Annotated in this window: 13 protein-coding genes; 2 read left to right on the forward strand and 11 right to left on the reverse strand. The window is 31.2% G+C overall.

Going from position 1 to position 21,309, the window contains the following annotated elements; all coding sequences use genetic code 11:
- Positions 1–6: 6 nt before the first annotated feature.
- Both QVZ41_RS00145 and QVZ41_RS00150 read left to right on the forward strand, forming a co-directional pair.
- On the forward strand, positions 7–1,527 hold the full coding sequence (locus tag QVZ41_RS00145) for a rhamnogalacturonan acetylesterase (RefSeq protein ID WP_302882531.1): 1,521 nt from the start codon (positions 7–9) through the stop codon (positions 1,525–1,527).
- Between the two features lie 156 nt (positions 1,528–1,683).
- Positions 1,684–6,000: a hybrid sensor histidine kinase/response regulator transcription factor gene (locus QVZ41_RS00150; protein ID WP_302882532.1), complete on the forward strand. Its 4,317-nt coding sequence runs from the start codon at positions 1,684–1,686 to the stop codon at positions 5,998–6,000.
- 57 nt (positions 6,001–6,057) lie between these two features.
- Here the strand turns inward: QVZ41_RS00150 and QVZ41_RS00155 are convergent, their stop codons facing one another.
- The 11 genes from QVZ41_RS00155 to QVZ41_RS00205 all read right to left on the reverse strand — a co-directional run bounded on the left by QVZ41_RS00155 (position 6,058) and on the right by QVZ41_RS00205 (position 21,307).
- Positions 6,058–8,496, reverse strand: a complete 2,439-nt coding sequence (locus tag QVZ41_RS00155) for a glycoside hydrolase family 31 protein (protein WP_302882533.1) — start codon at positions 8,494–8,496, stop codon at positions 6,058–6,060.
- Positions 8,497–8,634: 138 nt separating this feature from the next.
- Positions 8,635–9,309 carry a DUF4998 domain-containing protein gene (locus tag QVZ41_RS00160; protein WP_302882534.1) on the reverse strand — a complete coding sequence of 225 codons (675 nt, stop codon included), beginning with the start codon at positions 9,307–9,309 and terminating at the stop codon, positions 8,635–8,637.
- A 24-nt stretch (positions 9,310–9,333) separates the two neighbouring features.
- Entirely contained in the window at positions 9,334–10,524 is a 1,191-nt protein-coding gene (locus tag QVZ41_RS00165; protein ID WP_302882535.1) for a DUF5000 domain-containing lipoprotein, read from the reverse strand.
- A gap of 19 nt (positions 10,525–10,543) precedes the next feature.
- On the reverse strand, positions 10,544–12,424 hold the full coding sequence (locus QVZ41_RS00170) for a RagB/SusD family nutrient uptake outer membrane protein (protein WP_302882536.1): 1,881 nt from the start codon (positions 12,422–12,424) through the stop codon (positions 10,544–10,546).
- A gap of 40 nt (positions 12,425–12,464) precedes the next feature.
- Positions 12,465–15,599 carry a SusC/RagA family TonB-linked outer membrane protein gene (locus tag QVZ41_RS00175; RefSeq protein WP_302882537.1) on the reverse strand — a complete coding sequence of 1,045 codons (3,135 nt, stop codon included), beginning with the start codon at positions 15,597–15,599 and terminating at the stop codon, positions 12,465–12,467.
- A 371-nt stretch (positions 15,600–15,970) separates the two neighbouring features.
- Entirely contained in the window at positions 15,971–16,651 is a 681-nt protein-coding gene (locus QVZ41_RS00180) for an SGNH/GDSL hydrolase family protein (RefSeq protein ID WP_302882538.1), read from the reverse strand.
- A gap of 32 nt (positions 16,652–16,683) precedes the next feature.
- Entirely contained in the window at positions 16,684–16,839 is a 156-nt protein-coding gene (locus QVZ41_RS00185) for a hypothetical protein (protein WP_302882539.1), read from the reverse strand.
- A 23-nt stretch (positions 16,840–16,862) separates the two neighbouring features.
- Positions 16,863–17,189 (reverse strand): L-rhamnose mutarotase, encoded by a 327-nt coding sequence (gene rhaM, locus QVZ41_RS00190; protein WP_302882540.1) that lies wholly within the window; start codon positions 17,187–17,189, stop codon positions 16,863–16,865.
- Positions 17,190–17,191: 2 nt separating this feature from the next.
- The gene (locus QVZ41_RS00195; protein ID WP_302882541.1) at positions 17,192–18,199 is read right to left on the reverse strand and encodes a family 43 glycosylhydrolase; all 1,008 of its coding nucleotides are present in this window, start codon (positions 18,197–18,199) and stop codon (positions 17,192–17,194) included.
- A gap of 10 nt (positions 18,200–18,209) precedes the next feature.
- Positions 18,210–19,598 (reverse strand): sulfatase-like hydrolase/transferase, encoded by a 1,389-nt coding sequence (locus QVZ41_RS00200; protein WP_302882542.1) that lies wholly within the window; start codon positions 19,596–19,598, stop codon positions 18,210–18,212.
- Positions 19,599–19,762: 164 nt separating this feature from the next.
- Positions 19,763–21,307 (reverse strand): RagB/SusD family nutrient uptake outer membrane protein, encoded by a 1,545-nt coding sequence (locus QVZ41_RS00205; RefSeq protein WP_302882543.1) that lies wholly within the window; start codon positions 21,305–21,307, stop codon positions 19,763–19,765.
- Between the last annotated feature and the right edge of the window lie 2 nt (positions 21,308–21,309).

Here is a 21,309-nt window from a genome sequence, read left to right on the forward strand (position 1 = left end):
TACAACATGAAAAAATTATTAACAATACTTTGTTTATCAGCTTTATTTGCTAGTTGTAAATCAACAGACAAAACAACTACAACAAAAAACGGCAAACCCACTGTTTATACAGTAGGAGATTCTACTGTAAAAAATGGTAAAGGAGATGGTTACAACGGTCTTTGGGGATGGGGTGATTTTATTGGTCAGTATCTAGACAAAACCAAAGTAAATATTGAAAACCATGCTCTAGGAGGAACTAGTAGTAGAACATTTCAAGCTTTAGGTTTGTGGGATGCTGTAGAAGCAAAACTTAAAAAAGGTGATTATGTATTAATTCAATTTGGTCACAACGATAATGGTCCTCTAAACGACAATAAAAGAGCGAGAGGGACCATTAAAGGAATTGGAAACGAATCTGAAAAGATTGTGAACATGATTACTGGTAAACACGAAACGGTTCATTCTTATGGATGGTACATTACCAAAGTGATTGAAGAAACCAAAGCAAAAGGAGCCATTCCAATTATTATGTCTCCAATTCCAAGAAACGATTGGAAAGATGGTAAAATACCAAGAAATAATGAATCTTACGGTTTATGGGCAAAACAAGTAGCAGAAAAAACAGGAGCTCAATTTATTGAATTGAATGATAATATGGCGTCTCAACTAGAAAAACTGGGAGAAAGTAAAGTAACTGGAACTTATTTTTACAAAAGAGATCATACACATACCTCAGCAAAAGGAGCTGCTTTAGCCGCTTCTATTATTGTAAATGAATTAAAAAAAACTGATAATTCTATCCAACAATATTTTCTTGAAAATCCAACCATAAAACTTCCTAAGAAAACAGATATTTATTTAATTGGAGATTCTACTATGGCAGAAAGTAGTAATCCGAATACCATCGGTTGGGGTGTTGCATTTCCATCTTTGTGTGATACCATGCGTGTGAATATTTACAACAAAGCCAGAGGAGGTAGGAGTACTAGAACTTTTGAATATGAAGGTTTGTGGGAAGCAGCTAAAAAACAATTTAAAGCTGGTGATTATGTTTTTATTCAATTTGGACATAATGATGCCGGAAACATTGACAAAGCCAAATACAGAGGTTCTTTAAAAGGAATGGGAGATGAAAGTCAAGAAGTAAATAGAGACAGTCTTGTTGAAGTTGTACACACCTATGGTTGGTACATGAAACACATGATTAAGGAGGTTAAAGCAAAAGGAGCCATTCCTATAGTTTTAAGTTTAACCCCAAGAAACGAATGGCCTAACGGAAAAGTAGAAAGGAGAAATGATAGTTATGTAGGTTGGGCAAAACAAGCTGCTGAAGCAGAAGGTGCTTATTACATTGACTTACACAATTTGGTAGCTGAAGGTTATGAAGCTTTAGGAAAAGAAAAAGTAAAAGAATTCTTTCCTCAAGATCATACTCATACAAATATCAAAGGAGCTACTTTTATTGCCACTACCCTGGCAGATTATCTTAAAAACAATAAAGAAATTGGATTGCGATTTTTTATCAATAGTTTTTATGAGAAATAGGCTAATGTAAAAAAACAAACTTTATAAAAAGCCTTTTAAACGACTTGTTTAAAAGGCTTTTTTAGTCATATTTTATCAACAAATAAAACTATTCCTTTACTGCAAAAAATCATTACCCCAAACAACATCAACTAATAAAGAATATTGTTTAATACTATGAAAAATAAATTCTGTTATCTACTTTTTTTACTTTCCTTCTTTTTAAATGCTCAAAATATTTATATTGAAAAACTTGATATAAAAAACGGACTACCAGACAATTCTGTAAGAGATATTATTCAAGATGAACATGGGTATTTATGGTTTGGAACTTTAAATGGTCTTAGTAGGTTTGATGGAAAAAGTTTTAAAAACTACAATTCTATTCCTGGTGACACTACTAGTTTAACCAACAGTAGAATGGTTAAAATTAGTGAAGATAAAAAAGGGTTTATTTGGTGTTGGGCTGATGACTTAAATCTACAAAGAGTAAACCCTATTACCAATGAAGTGTTAAACCTAAATAAACACTTACTTAAAAGGGATTTTCCTGTTGAAGGCTTTAGAATAACTTCAAACGGAGATATGTGGGCATGGGGAAACAATGGTTGCACTAAAATATCTTATATAGAAAATTCTTATCAATTAAAAGCAGAAATATTTAATACTAAGAACGGTTTAACAAGTAATGATGTTCATTTTGTTTTTGAAGACTTGCTAGGAAATATGTGGATAGGAACTGAAAACAGTCTTGTAAAAATAAAATTTTCTAAAGGTGAAAAAATCATCAATACCTATTATCAAAACACAAGCTTTATTAGTTTTAATACTCATAAAAATAATATTTGGTTTGGAACAACTTCTAAAGGAATTATCAAATACAACCCAAAAACAAATAAATTCATACCGGTTGTTAGCATCAATAAAAAACTAAAAAGCAATTCCGTTATATCAATTAATCAATATAACGATGATATTTTACTTTTAGGTTCTAATGAGTTTCTTTTGGAATATAACATTCCTAAAGATGAATCTTCATTGATTTATCATGAAAATTTTAATGGAATTTCTAAATTCTACAATGATTCTTTTAACAACACTTGGCTAATCGCTCAGAAAAGAGGAATTTTTAAATACTCCATAGGATCAAAAAAAATAGAATATTATGATTTAGATGCCGAAGAAAGATTTTTTTTAGGAGACTCTGATAAGCAAAAAATTCTAGAAGACAGTAATAAAAATTTATGGATTGGAATTCATGGTGGAGGCTTGTTTTTATACAATAGAAACAACAATACTTTTTCAAAATTTAAATCAAACGAAGAAAAAATAGGAAGTCTTTCCTCTAATATTGTATTGTCTATTTTTGAAGATTCCTCAAAAAATCTTTGGGTAGGAACCATGTATGGTGGTATCAACAAAATTAACCTTACCAATGAAAACTTCATATGGCACAAACCCATAAATAATCCTATTAATATATTTGAAAATGAAATTCGTGCCTCTGTTGAAGATATAAAAGGTCGCTTATGGCTAGGAAGTAAAGGGGGTAAAATTTTTTGTTATTCAAATTATGATTTACAATTCACTTTTCCTGATGACCTGTCTAAAGAAAATCAACAAAAATTCAAAAACATTAATGTATATAGCCTGTATATAGACCACCTAAATAACATGTGGATAGGTACTAAAGGAAAAGGATTATTTGTGATTAAAAGCATTACCGATACAGCTCCTAAAAATCTTGAAATAATCCATATAGAATCAAAGAATTCAAAAGCTTTAAACGATGTATATGCTATTATTCAAGACCATAATAAAAACTATTGGTTTGGATCTCATGGTTACGGATTGGCACAAATGTCTACCCCTTTTAACAATCCTAAAATAACAACCTATACTCAAAAAAAATCATCAGATCAACTACTAAGTAATTACATCCGTTGTTTATTTTTTGACAAAGATCATAACCTATGGATTGGTACCTCAGATGGAATTAATCTTTTAATGTCTAATGAATTAAACAAAAAAAACAAAAAGTTTATATCTATTAAAAATATCAAAAACAGCATTTCATCTTTAACCTATAATTCTGTCGATCACATTTTTCAAGCATCAGACAATAGCATCTATCTCTCTACCATGGGAGGCGGAATGAACATCCTAAACTATAGTGATTTTAAGGACCGAAAATTTAAATTTACTCATTTAAGTGTGGCCAATGGATTGTCATCTAATAAGATTTTTGCAATGCAAGAAGATATCGACAAAAACATATGGATTAGCACCAGTTTAGGACTTAACAAATATTACCCAAAACGCAATAAATTTGAGAATTTTTTTGTTGAAGGATATGGTTTAAATTATTTTACTGAAGGCTGCGTTAACAAACTAAATAACGGTGATTTTTTATTTGGACACCACAAAGGTTTTTTAACGTTTAATCCTAAAAACATTACCAAAGATACTACCGCATATCCATTAGTACTTTCTAAATTCTTTGTAAACGGAAATGAACAAATACCTAGAAAATCGGATATTATTCAAAAAAATATTGAATATATAGACAACGTCGAATTATCTTATACTCAAAATACCATTCGTTTTGACTTTTCTGTTTTAGATTTTAAAAACCCAGAAAAAATTCAATACTCATATAAACTAGATCATTTTGATAAAAATTGGAGTACTCCTTTAACTAGCAATACCGCTATTTATCAAAATTTACCACATGGAAATTATACATTTTTATTAAAAGCAACCAATAGTGACGGTCTTGAATTACCAAAAACACTTAAGTTTAATGTAAATATTAAACCACCCTTTTTTAAATCTTATTTAGGTTATTTCTTAATGGTTTTGTTTTTTGGAAGTATCTTTTTTGCTTTTTTATATTTATACAAAAGGCAAATTTCCGCAAAAAATAGTATTGTCTTTGCCGATAAACTAAACGAGAAAAAATTAGTATACTATACCAATATATCTCACGAATTTAAAACGCCATTGACTTTAATTTCTTGTCATTTACAAGATATTATTGATGACAATGAAGTTTCTAATCAAACTAAGTTAAGTACTAAAAAAATTCAAAAAAGCACCACTTACCTATTAAATTTGGTAGAGCAAATTCTAGATTTTAGAAAAATTAGAGAAGAAAAAATGAAGCTTTTATTAATCAACACAAACATTGTTGATTTTATTAAAAACATCCATGATCAATTTATGCCTTTAGCTACCAAAGAGGGAATAAATTTATCATTTAAAACCAATAGTGAAAACATAGTTGGTCATATTGATGTTAAAATGCTGAAAAAAATTGTTTATAACCTCCTTTCTAACGCTATTAAGTTTACCCCTTCGGACAAGTCTATTAAAATTTCTTTAAAATTGATTAACAACAATGAGTACATCAAAATTAAAATAAAAGATGAAGGAAAAGGAATTTCAAAAGAAGATCAAAAACATTTATTTGAGCGTTTTGGAAAAAGCGAAAACAGCTCGGGAATAGGTCTATTCTATGTAAAGGAACTTGTTAACTGTCATAAAGGAACTATTGAAGTTACTAGTGAAATAGACCAAGGTACTTGTTTTAATATTTTATTACCAATACATAAAAAACATTATAAAGGTGAAGATATTGAGGTAAGTGATATTGTAGTGAACGAAAGTAATTTTTATGAACCTAAACTAGAAGTTCAAAAAGATTTTAAAACAGAAAACGCAAACAAACAATACTCTATTTTAATTATTGATGACAATGATGAAATGAGAGATTATTTAGGAACAAAATTTCAACAATACTTTAATGTTTTTACAGCAGAAAACGGGAAAACAGGTGTTGAAGCGGCTATTAAAGAAGTGCCAGACATTATTGTTTGTGACCTTATGATGCCTTTGGTTGATGGTATTGGAGCCATTAAATTACTGAGAGAAAACTTTAATACCTGTCACATTCCAATCGTTCTTTTAACCGCAAATTCATCAGAACATAAAAAAATAGAAGGAATAAAAATTGGAGCGGATGATTACATTACCAAACCTTTTAATTTTAAATATTTAAAGTTAAAAATTGATGCTCTTATTAATCAAAGAAATATTATTATTCAGAGTTTTAGTAAAAATCCTGAACTATCTATGGATATTTTAACCAATACCGATGAGGATAAAAAGTTTATAGAACAAGTAAAACTGATTGTAGAAGAAACTATTGGAGAAGCAGATTTTAGTATCAACTTAATTTTGTCTAAAATGGGACTGAGTAGAACTGTTTTTTATAAAAAAATGAAGGAGATTACAGGAGAAACACCTCATGAATTCATTAGCACCATTCAAATGAAAAAGGCAGCATTATTACTTAAAAACACCAATTACACCATTGCTGAAGTAAGCCTTACTTGTGGTTTTAATGATGCTAATTATTTTTCTAAAATCTTTAAAAAATACTTTGGACAAACTCCTAAAACATATCAGGTAGAACACAAAACACAGTCATAAAAAAACAATGGTTTTATCCTTTCGCATAAAACCATTGTCAACAATTAAACTAACTATTTACTTAACCACTATTACTGTTTTTTCCTTACTGTTTCTCTCTACAGACACTGATAAAACACCATCTTTAAATGCTATTTTATCAGAATCCAATTCATATATTTTATCATCTACTTTTATAGAATTTGGTTTTTCTTTTAAATGAAACCTTACTATATAATCTAATACAGTACTTTTAAATTTTCCTTTAGTAGCCTCTATTGTAAATTCAATTTCTTTTTCCGAAATTTTTGAAATGAATAAAGTTGTATTAAATTTTCCTTTTTTATAATCTAAGGTTTTACCATCATCATTATAAAGCGTAAAAGTATTTGATGCATTTGGATACACATCCAAAGTCAACTGAGTCATTTCTTTTTCTCCTACATAATTTATAAGTTCTTGGGTTGGAATTATGGCTCCTTGTTTTACAAAAATTGGCAATTGATCAATAGGACATAGAACATTATAATCTTTTTTACCTTCATAAGTTTTTCCTGTCCAATAGTCTGTCCAAATTCCTTCAGGCAAATATACAACCCTAGTTTGTGCTCCTTTTTGTGTTACTGGACAAATCATTAAACTTTCTCCTAATAAATATTGATCTGTAATATTATATACGTTTATATCATTCTGATAAGCCAAAACCAACGCTCTCATTAATGGAGTTCCTTTGGTATACATTTCATAAGAATAACTATATAAATACGGAATTAAGCTATAACGCATTTCATCATATTGCTTAAAAATACGTTGAGCTTCATCTCCATATGACCACGGTTCTTTATAACTAGGATGCTCCATTCCAAACAAATGTGCAATAGGGCTCAACAATCCAAATTGACACCAACGAATGTATAACTCAGGATCTGCCACATGCTCAAATCCTCCCATGCAATGAGACCAATTTCCTACTCCAGAAAGCCCAATATTTAGACCTGCTTTTATTACTGGTTCAAAATATTGCCACTCACTTGGCCAATCTCCTGCAAAAATAAAAGGATAACGCTGAATACCTGCATACCCTTCTCGGGTATGGTTCATTCCTCTTATTCCATTGTGCTCTTGAAATTTTTCATAAGGAGCTTTGGCATAAGCTATAGGAAATAAATTATGTAATTCTTTTATATTTTCTCCCTTGGGTCCTACTTTATCACTTTCATTTGCTTTACGGCCAAAAGCGCTTCCTTCATCTGTTTTTAAAAACATGGCTCCTTGATCTGCAACTCTTTTCACACCATTATCCCACCACCAGTCTACTGATTTTTGATCGAAAAAATTAACAAATTCACCGGGGTTATCATCTTCTGGATATACAAATCCTTTTTTTCTAGCTTCATCTAACAATTGTAATTCCTTTCCGTTATCAAATCTCGGTCTTAAATGTAATCCTACCATATTTAAATTTAAATCATACAAGTCTGAAAACATTTTCTCTGGGTTTTTAAAAGTTTCTCTCCATTCAAAAGTCGTCGCTCCTTTTCCCCCACTTTTACCAAAAATTCGCCAAGTAGAGTCTAAATGTAATACGTCTAGCGGAATTTGTAACTCTCTAAATTTTTTAGCAAGATTTACCACATAATCTGTAGAAGTATTTTTCTCTTGTCCCCAAGTTCCACCACTATATGTTCCTACATGTAAGCCTAATGCAAATTTTGGTAATAAAGGTGATTTACCTGTAATAGAAGTATAACCATCTAAAATACTTGTAAACGTTGGCCCATAAATAAAATAGTAATCTAAGGCTCCACCTTCTGCCTGGAAACTGTAAATTTCATTATTACTTGCTCCCATATCCCACGTAGTTGGATATGCGTTATGAAAAAAAACGCCATACCCTTTGGTACTCATAAAAAAAGGAATAGGACTATAATTGGCCTCTAAAACATTATAAGCACCTGTTATGTGAGGTCTTCCAATACCTCTTCCTACATTTAATGTTACTTTTTTTCCTCTTCTGTCTAAAAAATCCATGCGTTCTCCAAAACCAAAAAAATGTTCATTTTCCTGTAATTGTTTTACAGTTCCCACTTTTTTATCTTCTTGATAAGCTCCTAAATAATTTTTCTTGTTTTGATTAAACTCAGAAGACAATAAATTTCCTTTGTTGTCAAAAATTTGAATTGCAAATGTTTTTTTGTGAATATTAATTTGCAATAATGTTGTGTTAATGTTGATTTCTTTTTCTGTTTCTTTTAATTGATAATTAACCGGATTCCAATTATAATTAGAAACCATCCAATGTTCTTCTTTTTCAAAAACACCATTCCAGGTAGTTCTAAACCTAAGGATAGAAGGAGTACAAAACTCTATAATTACTAAAGCATTTTTTGTTTGTATGGTTAATTGATTTTCTTTTTCTAAAAGTATTTTCTCATAATCACCTATTGATTTTTGAGCACGTATTGTGCTAGTAAAAATAAACAAGAAGCAAGAAAATATTAAATAATTATATTTCATATATTTTTCATAGGGGTTAAATGTATATTCTCATCAATAGAGAATTGAAAGATTAAATTATGGGCCTAATGGTTATGAGTTACCATGCCATTAAACCCAAAATTTAATTTTAATATCTAGTAAGTATTTAGCTACTTTTTAAATACCATCCCACTCAGTATTAAAAGTGTCAATACAAGTTTCTTCTGGTAAAAAATAAGTAGCATATTCTGCTCCAGATTTATAATCACTAATTGTAATTGTTTTGTCTGCAGCAGGTAATACAGCTGTTGATTCACCATCAGAAGTATCTGTATATCTTATTCTAGTTTCCACAGCTCCGTTAGAAATATCAGCATCTCCAAAAGTGAGTGTTAACGCACCTGTTATTCCATCTACACTAGAACTCTTTAATTCTCTATTAGAAATTAATTTCTGATAATTTGCTCCATAAGCAGTTCCAAAAACCTCAACAGGTACAGATATATTTCCCTCATCATCGTACGTTTTTAGGATAAAAGAATATGCTTTTTCATCTAAATTATCTATGATCAATTCTTTAAGAGCATTAGTTGCCGTAATAGGCACTGAAATAGAATCTGTATAAAAATTCCAAAAAACTCTCATTTCTTTTGATGACGGATCTTTAGGCGTTAAAACTCCTATTTTAACTCTGTTTTTACCAGCATATGAAACTGGATATAAAACCTTTCCTGGATAATTTTTATCAGAAAATTCATTCACAAAACCTTCATAAATCTCCGTTTGATCTTGACAGGAAAACACCGATAATGCGAGCATTCCTAATACTATATTTTTTATTTTATTTTTCATTTTACTTTGCATTAAGTTTAACATCTATTCCTCTTTACCCCAATAAGTCATTTCTGTAATAATAATAAACGCCCCCTTACCTGTAGTTTCATTAAACTTAATTCTGTAATAACGGTAACCGTCTGGTATATCAATAAACTCATAATCTATACCTTGTCTTGCATAATCAATATCTTCTTGAGTGCGTTGCTTATGTGGTAATCCTGATGGTTTATATGGTTCTCCAAAATGATGTAGATACGTCCAACTATCCCATGACCCATCTGGATTAGGATCATTAGATCCATATACTTCCCAATCAGTTGGGTAGTTTCCATCTGTATATTCTCCATCTCCACGGAACCATAGTTTTAACCTACTTAACTTATACTTTTTACCAAAATCTAAAGAAATCCATTTTGGCATAGGGTCTTGATTTTGATCTGATGCCCAGAAGTTACTATTAGAATTAATAACTCCATCCCATAAATGTGTAATAGGGTTTTTAGAACGTAATGATCTAGAATCATTTGGTAATCTTAAATCAGCAAAATCATCTTTAGGAATTTCTATTTCAAATAATGGTGTTAAAGTTGTTTTTATAGTTTCTGTAGTATTTCCGCAAGGATCGCTCACTGTTATTGCAAAATTAGTTTCCACAGATTCAAAACCTCTTAATACCCATCTACCACTATTTAACTTTGTATAATACTTATCATAAGGAACATATTCTTTAGCTGTTCCAATGGTATCAACCATCACTTCTATAATTACGTTTGCCTCATCATTGTTTTCATATAAAACTTCAATTCCACCAAAGACTGCATTAATATCTAAAGATGCAGCAACATTATAAATTGATGCTTCTAAAGGAGTAAAACTCTTTTCTACAAACTCAGATTCCTTGGTATTTCTTCCTACGCTGTATAATTTTACATTATGTGGTTCTGTATCTCCAAAGCACTCTAAAACAATTTCATTTGCATATTTAGATGATTTGGCTTCTCTAATTTCTCCTTTAGGTGCTTCGTAAACCGCTTTTACGTATAAAAAGTTATCTTCATCAGGAACATCATAAGTCACTATTCCTCCTCCTGGTGTAGGTGTTATATTAATATTATTTATAACCCCTGGAGCTTCTCCAGATTTACTAATTAAATCTTCTCGTCCTTCTTCTTGACAACTAATAGCCATCAACAAAAAGCAAACGCATATATATATTAAATTTTTCTTCATAATTTGTCTTTTTTGTGGGTTACCAACCTAAATTTTGCACCAAATTTCTATTACGAATAATATAACTATCCTTAATAGGTAAAAAGTAATCTTTAATCCCAAATTGCTGAGTAAACACTACTCTTGGCTTACTATATAGTTCAGCTGTTTCTTGTGATAAATTCCAAGTTAACACATCATTATTCATAATGGTAGGTGCTGTTTTCCATCTACGAATATCCCAATAACGTTTTCCTTCAAAAGCAAGTTCAATTCCTCTTTCTTGATGAATAATTGAACGAAGTCCCTCCTTAGTTTGTGGCTTTGATGCGTTGGTTGAAAAATTAGTCCAAGCATCGTCTACACCTTCTAAACCAGCTCTCTCTCTAACTTTATCTATGTATTGTTTAACTTCTGGTGATGGTCCTTCTGCTTCATTTAAAGCTTCTGCATACATTAGATACAAATCTGCTAAACGAATTACTGGCCAAGGATAAGCATTCACAGAATAACTAGTTGCTGGGGTCTGAACATTTTCATAATGCACTAATTTTTTAATATAACTACCTGTTGCATTACTGTTGTTTTGTTGACTTTGTTTGGTTCTTATATAAAACAAATCACCTTCGTCATATTTTCTTTGTCCATACCAAATCCCTCCATCAAAACCAATGTTTGCGTAATACCTATTTTCTCTATCATAATTATAATTAGCAGTTTCATAATTTGTTTCAACATTAGGATAATCATTAACTGTTGCTGCTCTTATACCATATCTATTGGTATAATCCCAAGTATTATCTTCCTCAATAGGCACTCCATTTTTGGTATAATACAAATCTGTAATTTTTATAGGAGCACCTAACTCATGTCTAATTTGCGAGTTTTCAGTATTTGTTTCATCCACAAAAGGCGTTGCAAAACGTTGTAAACTACTCACCATACTTTGCGTATTTCCCCATATAATTTCTGTGTTCCATTTTTCAGTAATCGCGGTTCTTAAAGTTAATTGAGTAAGGGTCGCTTCAGATAAAGGCTTTCCAATGGTGTTTTGAAATTCATGGAGTTGATATCCTAAACTTTCGCAAAGGTCAATAGCTTCTTTACAAGCAGTAGCTGCAGTAACCCACCTTGTATCATCTTTAGTTTGATTAAACAATTGTGTTCCATCTTTATTAATCAAGGCTGCAAAGTCACTATTTCCATTAAAAAGAGGACTTGCATGAAACAATAGCACTCTTGCTTTTAAAGCCATTGCTATAGGTTGAGTAATTCTACCTAAAGAACTAATAGGATCTGTAATCTCTGTAGGTAATGTTTGAATAGACTCATCTAAAAGGTTTACTACAAAATTAAAACAATCATCAACCGGTTGACGAGAAACACGAACTTGATCGATAGAAGCATCAATGGGCAAACTTTCATTTACCAAAGGAATAGGCCCGTAATGTTTTATTAAATAAAAATGATAATAAGCCTTTAAGAATTTTACTTCAGCAATCCATTCTCTTTTTTCTAATTCATCCATATCTGGAACGATTTCTATATTCTCTAAGAAAATATTACAGTCACGAATGGCTTTATACATTTCATCCCAAATCTCATTTCCAATAGGATCTATTTTAGTTTGTCCTCCTTTGGCAACATCAAAAATTCTATGCTCAAAGTTTTTTGAAGAACCTGGAGCTGAATTAAAAGCCCAGATTTCATCACCTCCAACCAAACCAAAATTACTCGCAGGATCGGAATGATTAGGCATATAAGAATAACAAGTAAAAAGATATTTTTCAGCATTTACTCGTAAACTAAATGCATCGTCTATAGTCGCCAGATTGTCTGGAACTACATCTAAATAGCTGTCACAAGACCAAAGCAAGGTAAAAGCAACAACAACTAAACTCCATATTTTATTATGTTTCATTATGTTCATTTTTTAATTAGTTAAAACGAATGGTTGTTTATTAGTTAAAACTGATATTCATTCCTAAATTGATGGTTCTCTGTACAGGATATCCTAAACCATTTCCTCCCATTTCAACATCCCATTTTTTAAACTTACTAAACGTTAATAAGTTTGAGGCGTTTAAATAGACTCTAAATGTTGACATCCCTAATGTGTTTTTAAGTTTTTCTGGCAAATTATACCCTACTTCAACCTGCTTTAATCTTAAGAAAGATCCGTCACGCATAAACCAAGTACTAGTTTGTGTATTGTTTTCATTTAACTCAGTATCTAACCTCGGCCAAAATGCGTATAAATCTCTATTACTTTCAGACCAGTAACTATCGGCTACCGCTTGTAATACTTGATTTTCTCCACCTCCTGAAGCTACGAAAGGAGATATAGCTACTGGATCTATCCAAAAAGATTCGTTTGCCAAACCTTGGAAAAAGGCTGATACATCAAAGCTTTTATATCCAAATGAAAATCCAAAACCATATACAATTTCAGGAAGCGTTGGGTTACCAATAGCTACTTTATCTGCTTCGGTAATTTCACCGTCGTTATTGATATCGGTATATTTAATATCTCCACCACCAACAGGTCTTCCTCCAAAGTTTTGTGTTGGAGAGTTTAGTGCTTCTTCATCATCTACAAACAAACGTTCTGCAATATAACCGTAGGTTTGTTGAAGTGATTTTCCTACTCTAGAACGCCAATATTCATCATATTCCGGTTCTTCATATACTTCAAATTTATTGGTAGCATATGTAAAATTAGCACGAGCAGAAAACCAAGTTCCATCGCTCCAACTGTGACGAAAATCTGCTGATAAATCTACTCCACTTCCTGATGCCTCTCCTAAATTTGCTTTGATAGAAGTTTGTAATCCCATAGTACTTGGAATCGCTTCTCTTTCCATTAAAATATTAGTACGACGTTCTCTAAAATAATCTGCCTGAACTGTTAATTTATTAAATAAACCTAGCTCTACTGCTATATTAGATTTACGAGCAATTTCCCATGTGATGTCGGGGTTTGGATAACGACTTATACGAACTCCATTTTTACTATACCCATTATCTCTACCAAAAGTTGCTGATCTATCTCCATCATTTAAGTTAACTTCAGATAGATAAAAGAATCTATCAGCCGAAGATCCAATACCATCATTACCAACAAGACCATAAGACCCTCTCAATCTAAAATTGTTTACCACTTCTTTAAAAGGTTGCCAAAATTTTTCATTAGAAATAGTCCAGGCAGCACCAGCTGATGGAAAAAACCCAAAACGTTGAGATTGATGAAATCTTTCAGATCCGTTATATCCAAAGTTAAATTCTGCAAAATAACGATTGTCATATGCATAAGTAGCTCTACCTGAAACTCCTAAATTTCTAGAAGGCAGTGAGGTTTGTAAACTACTAAAATCACTAGTCAAACTCTCTTGCATACGATATACCAACAAACCGTTTACTTGATGTTTATCGTTAAAATTTCTATTATAAACAAACTGACTTTGTAAATAAAAAGTAGAACTTACTGTTTTATTTCCTCCTTGAGGCTCTCCCAAAGTTTCGGTTCCCGTATCAGGGTTTAATTGAGTTAACGTATAAGTATTATTAAATCTATTATAATTTCCTGCTTCGTAATAAAACGGATTGTACATTCTACTTACGTCAAAGTAAGAATTACGGTTGGTATTTACCATGGTGTTGAACTTTAACCCCTCTATTAACATCGATAAATCTTGATTCATTTCAAACTGAGCTAACATTCTTGATCTTGAATAGTTTTTATAGCCTCTTACCATTTCTGCATAGGGATTTAAGTAATTTCCATCTCCATAATTTCCAAATAAAATATGTTTTACATATTTATGATCCTCATCCACTGGATAATAAGCAGGAAACAATACTGGATTAGAACGAACTGCCATTTTATAAACATCAGAACCTCCATTTAAAGGACCAGTGTAATCGTCAAAAACACCGTTTAACCTTACTACCAACTCTGTTGATGGAGAAACATCAATATTAACGTTAGATCGTAAAGTGTAACTATTCAATTTAATGTTACTATTAAAATTGTTGCGCTTATGTGTTTTTAAAATACCATTATCGGTATTGTAAGAACCTGAAACATAATATCTGGCTACTTTTCCACCACCACTTACATTTAAGTTCATACGTCTATTGTTTGTTTGATCTTTAAACAATAATTGCTGCCAATCATTGGTAGGATAAAAATATTTATTGCTGCCACTAATAGTATTTTCTATTTTTTGAGGAGAATACAATGTTTGCCCTAAAGGATCTCTTGTTACAACAGCCTCATTATGCATATTCATAAAAGTAATTGGGTCTGCAAACTGAACATTTCTTGTTGGTGATGATGTTGAATTCTCTATACGAAAAGAAATTTTTGCAGGACCTTCTACCCCTTGTTTTGTTTGCACCAATATTACTCCATTGGCTCCACGAGCTCCATACAAAGCAGTTGCTGTTGCATCTTTTAAGACCGAAAAACTTTCGATGTTATCTTTCTGTAAACGAGCTAAATCTGTAGTTGTTAATTCCATTCCATCAATTAAAATCAAAGGACTTCTATTGGCTTGAGACCCAAAAGTTGTAATTCCACGAACAAAAAAATCTGCATTGTCTTCTCCTGGCTCACCACTTCTTTGATAAGCAATTACACCGGCAACTTGACCTGCCAAAGCGGTGGTAAGGTTACTAGTTGATATTTTTTGTAAATCTTTAGCATTAATAGTAGACACTGCCCCAATCATGTCTTCTTTTTTCTGCTGACCAAAAGCAACCAACACCACTTCTTTTAAAGACTCTGTGTCTTCTTTCATGATAATATTAATGGTAGATTTTCCATTAATATTAATTTCTTGCTTCACCATTCCGACATAGGTAAAGGTGATAGTTTTTGCATCATCAGGAACTAAAAACTCATACTTACCATCAAAATCTGTAGTAGTTCCAATAGATGTGTTTTTAACAATTATGGATACTCCTGGCAAGGGCATCCCTGTTTTGTCTGTAACAATTCCTTTTATACTAGACTTGCTTTGCGCGTATATTGGCAAAGCAAACAACACTCCTAGTAAAAAGAAATAACTCTTGATATTCTGTTTTAATTTCATGCCTTATCTGTTTAATTTAGTTTTAGTTTGTTTTATTGATTCAAGATTTAATTTGATTTATACTCTATTGTACAAACTGTAGCATGATACGTTTGAATGCTTTTAATTTTACATCCTTGAAAAAATTTACATTGTTTTCCATACTCTTGTTTTTAGTTAAATAATTAAAATGTTATGAGAGCAAATTAACTGTAGAATGATTTTTTTAATAAAGAATATCGTACTTAATAAACAGGAAAAACGTACAAATCCTTAACAAAATAACTATTTAAGTATAGATATATCAACAAAAACACACAACTATAATTATATCAATAAAAAAAGCTCTAATCTTTCGATTAGAGCTTTTTTTATAGTATTAAATTATTTTACTACTTAATAAACGCTGTAATTTGTGTATTAATTTGTTCCATTCCTTTAACAGAAGGATGTCCCGATTTTTTATCTATATCTTTTAATTCAATACAATCAACATTGTAATGTTTACAGATGGTTTTTACTGATTCGTTAATTTCTTCTTTTAATTCAGAATTTAAAATAAAATAAACTTCAACATTCGGATGTCTATTTGTAATATAATCTAACATATAAGCCATTGCTGGACGAAAACTGTATAATTCTTCTGCTTTCCAATCTGCATACTGGTAATTTCCTATTGGAGCACCTGCCCAAGCATCATTAGTAGCACCAAAAATTAATATCATATCAGGTGAACCTAAATTTTTCATACGAGTGATAAAAGAACAAAAAGTATAATCTTCTTTTCTATAACCTGTATTACAAATAGTAGAACCTGAAAAAGAATTATTCTTTTCTAGTTTATAATTATTTTCTTTCACAAACTTATGCCACCAAGTTTGTTGTACACTTACAACATCGGTGTTTTGGGAGGTATTATTAAAATACCATGTTTTATTTGTATTAGGCTCAATATATCCATCAAAAGTAGAGTACGAATCTCCTAAAATAGAGACAGATTTTAATTCTTGAGCAAAGCAAAAATTACCAATACTAAAGGCTATTAATAAAAGTGTTTTAAATTGTAATTTCATTCTTTTTTTATGATTTTTTATAATTTTTAAAGTTAGTGTTTTCGTTCAAAACATCCTAAGTCTGGTGCTATTCCCGAAAAAGGAAAACCAATATCTAAACCTAAATTAAGTGCTTTGCTGTTAGGAGATAATTTAAAACTATTGATGTATGGAAGACTACCATCTTTTTGTCTTGCAGCGGTAAGCATAGTTTCGTCAACACTTATAGATATCAATCCATATGAAAAACCTCTTTTAATGGTTTTTCTACAGGGGAATTATCAGAATTTGTATCCATAATATCTCCCATATACGCCCACCACTTTTTTACAATAGGGTGGTTTGGCAATAAACTTGTATCAAAGTCTTTATTAAGTTTTTGTACAGCAAAAAGAATTAAAGTTTCTTCATCTAAAAAAATACTATAATCTTGAATCCCTGATTCAGACAATAAAGTTTCTAATTCTGGCCAAATCTCATCGTGACGTTTTTTATACTCTGCTTCAAATCCCGGTTTTAGCTTCATTTTAAAAGCATTCCTAACAATATCTTTTTTCATTTTTATGGTTTTAAATTTATTTGTACTGGTAAATTACGATTGCACATAATATTTCCATTTACATATTCTAATTCCGCTACCTGAATAGAGGTTCTTCTTGTTTCTGTATTATCTTCCCCTTCATTTTCGTGAGTTCTACCAGGATGTGTAAAATAAAAAACATAAGCTTTATCATCCTTTACAATAACATCTGGATGCCCTCCTTTTACCTGATCATCTTTTCCTGTTCCTGGTGTTTGTAATATATTTTTCTCTTGTCTTTTCCAATTAACAAAATCATCTGAGGCATAAACTCCCAAACCTCTCCAAGCATCGTTCATCATCCAATTTTTTCCTTTCCATGTAAAAACCACAGGACCTTCTCCTCTATCTTTAATTACTTTTACTCCACTATCCACCCAGCGATACAAATCTTTACTATCGGCATAATAAATAGATTTACCATCATTTTCATTGTTGTAATACATCCTAAAAATTCCATCAGGCAACTGAAAAACATCCGCATCTATACAACGCTCTGAAGCTAATGTTAATTTTGATTGATAGTCCCAATCCATTAAGTTTTTACTGGTTAAATGAATGATATATCTCGGATGATACCAATCTTTAAATATACCAGGCACAATGGTTAAATACATATGATATGTATCTTTATACGTTATCACCTCGGGAGCCCAATAAGTAACCTCTTTTAAATTATAATTAATACTACAAGTATCCTTATACGTCCAGTGCGCACCATCAGTAGATTCTGCAACACCAATTTTAGTTCCATGAACCCAATCAATTCCTTTAATAGAAGTATCATTGGCTCTTCTATTGGTATAAAACATCAACCATTTTTGTTCTTCATCACTCCAAATAATGGAAGGATCCGCTGCCCCATCAAAAACAGGATCTCTAAACAATGGTTTATCGGCAACATTTTTTTTAGGACTCTGAGCTTGTATTGAAACAGAAGACATCAACAACAAGAACATCAAAGTAACTTTATATGATATTTTATACATTTTAAAAACCTTATTTAAGCTCAACATTTACTGTTTTATCGTCTTTTATAAATTGATTTTGCAATAATATTTTTAACCTTGCCAGCACCTCTGGTTTTTTATTGACTACATCTTGTTTTTCTTCAGGATCTTCATCAATATTATACAATTGATACAAAGCTGGAGAACCATCTTTATGTCTTGTTCTAACAATCTTATAAGGTTGATGAATTAAACTTTCTTGCTTATGACCTCTTACATAAATATCATGATTTGTTTTAACATTAGCATCTGCTATTGATGACCAAACATTGACTCCTTCTACATCTTTTGGAATCTCTTTATTAATAAGCGATAAAATCGTTGGCATTAGATCACTAACAGACATATAATTCCAATTTTCTTGATTCTTTAAATGATTTTTCCAATACACAATTGCAGGAACTCTTATAGCGCCTTCATAATTTGAGGCTTTCCAGTCTTTTAAGGGATAATTACTTCCTAACACATCATTTGCTTTAAATTTACCATCATATTGATACGTTGGATTCCAATTTTCCATAGCTCCATTATCACTCATAAAAACCACTAATGTATTTTCCTCTAAATGTTGATCTTTTAACGTTTTTAATACTTTTCCTATGCTATGATCTAAATGAGACATGGCTGCTGCAAAATCTCTTCTAGAGTCGTTTTTTATTGTTTTTAGATGCGGTTCTTTCCATTTATCTTCTTCTTGCAAAGGAAAGTGAGGAGCACTATAAGCCAACTGAATATAGAAATTTTTGGTAACATTTCTTTTTTTTGTGATCCAATCAATGGCTTCTTTGGTAACTAAATCTGTGGTATGACCTTCTTCTTCAATCATGTTATTATTTCTATACCAACTTGCATCACCATTTTTATATCTGTGTGTATATTGATCTATTTGACCATGAAGAAATCCATAAGAATAATCAAAACCAAAAGCATTTGGACCATTGGAAATATCCAAACCTAAATGCCATTTACCAAACAAAGCATTTTCGTAATTGTATTTTTTTAATGCTTGTGGTAAAGTAGTAATTGAATCTGGCAAAGTTTTATTACTTTTTCCGCTAATAGGCGCTACAATACCTATTCTACTAGAAGGCATTCCTGTTAACAAAGACACTCGAGAAGGTGAGCAAGTAGGGTTTGCGTAAAATCGATTCAATTTGACTCCCTTTTCAGCTAAAGCATCAATATTAGGCGTATTGATTTCAGAACCATTGTAACCAACATCGTTCCAACCTGCATCATCTGCAATAATAATCAAAACATTTAGACCTTTTTTAGAAATTATTGAGTTGTTGTTTTTTGATTTCTGCTGACAAGCAAACATCAAAACCATCATAGAACCTAGACCTAAAAAATTAAAACTCCTTAAAATATTAAGCATATGTTTTATATTATTTTAATTAAGAAATATTATTTCAAGATAAAACCTTAAAACAGGAGTTTAAAACTATACTAATAGGATTAATGTTGTATCCTGTACCATACTGCATAAAAAAACGCTATGATACAAATATCATAGCGTTTATAAATTCTATTAAAAATGATTTAGTTATCGTATCCTGGATTTTGCTCATACAAATCAGGTGCTGTTAACAATTCTTGCAGCGGAATTGGATATAACAATGAGTTTTTATCTATAACCCCAATACTGTTAGACAAATCTTCATTTGTCTTCCAGTCATTCATAATTGTAATTGCATTTCCTGACCTAATTAAGTCAAACCACCTTGACCCTTCAGAAAAGAATTCTTTTCTTCTTTCTTCAAACAATTGCTCTAATGTAACACCGCTAGCATCTCTTGCTAAACCAGCACGCTCTCTTACATCATTAACAATATCATCAACATCTGCCTGAGTTCCACCACCTCCATGTAATGTACATTCAGCCATTAACATTAAAACATCTGTATATCTAATTACCATAAAATCTACTCCCCAGTCTTCTCTTCCGTTACCATATCTGTTAATATCAATATACTTTATAAACGATGTTCTATCTGTATATGTACCAAAATATTTACTTGAAGCATTTGTTACCTCAAAATCATCTATTATTCCGAAACTAGCACGCTCATCATTTGCATCAAATGAATTTCTAAAAGTTACTGAAACAGGCCTTCTCTCCAAAGACCCCTGATCATTCAACCCTAACGAATGAAAATAATTATCATCACCTACTTCAATCATAAAATTACCTCCAACTCCATTACCTGTATCTTCTGCATATGGAATCGTTAAAACATTTTCTTTATTTAAATTTCCTTCTACACGAAAAATAGAATTATAATCAGTCCCAAATTCAAACAATTGACTATTCTTAATATCATTCAATTGCTGATAAGCTTTATCCCACTCATCTAAACCTAATGTAGCCCCCTCAATAGCATACGTATCACTTGAGCGAGTCATATAAACAAGAGCTAAAATTCCTTTTGCACCATATTTTGTAACCCTACCGAATTCAGCATCTGGATACGACGGAGCAAGTTTATCAATAGCGAGCTCCAAATCAGAAATAATTAATTCATAAATCTTTGAAACATCTGCTCTACCAATAGTAGCAACTTCCTGTGGAGATAATGTTTTATCAATCAACGGCACTTTACCAAACCATCTTATCAAATCAAAATAACAAAATGCTCTTAAAAAATGTGCTTCCGCTTTCATGTTATCTCTCTCGTTATCATCAACAATAACATCACCTTTAAGCTCTATCTGTTCTATCAACTGATTAGCTTTATAAATAGCATTATAATTACTAACATAAGCCTCTTTAACCAAAGAATTTGAACTAATAGAGGTAAAGAAATTATTTATCCCTTCCCAAGCTCTAGATGCCTGAGTAACACCATATAGATTATCAGATCTTGTTTCACTTAAGTTTAATAATCTGTTTGCATAGCCATAAGTCCCAGTTCCATGAAACGCTATGGAGTAGGTTGCATTTCTAGCTTGAATAAAATCATTCTCGGTAGAATAAAAATTCTCTGTTGTTCCCTGAGAAAGAGGGATTTGATTTAGCTCATCTTCACAAGAAAACAAAGCTAAAAAAGCAAAAACACTGACAATTATTTTTATATACTTTTTCATCT

Origin of the sequence: Wenyingzhuangia gilva (assembly GCF_030519655.1) — a bacterium.
Taxonomy (GTDB): domain Bacteria; phylum Bacteroidota; class Bacteroidia; order Flavobacteriales; family Flavobacteriaceae; genus Wenyingzhuangia; species Wenyingzhuangia gilva.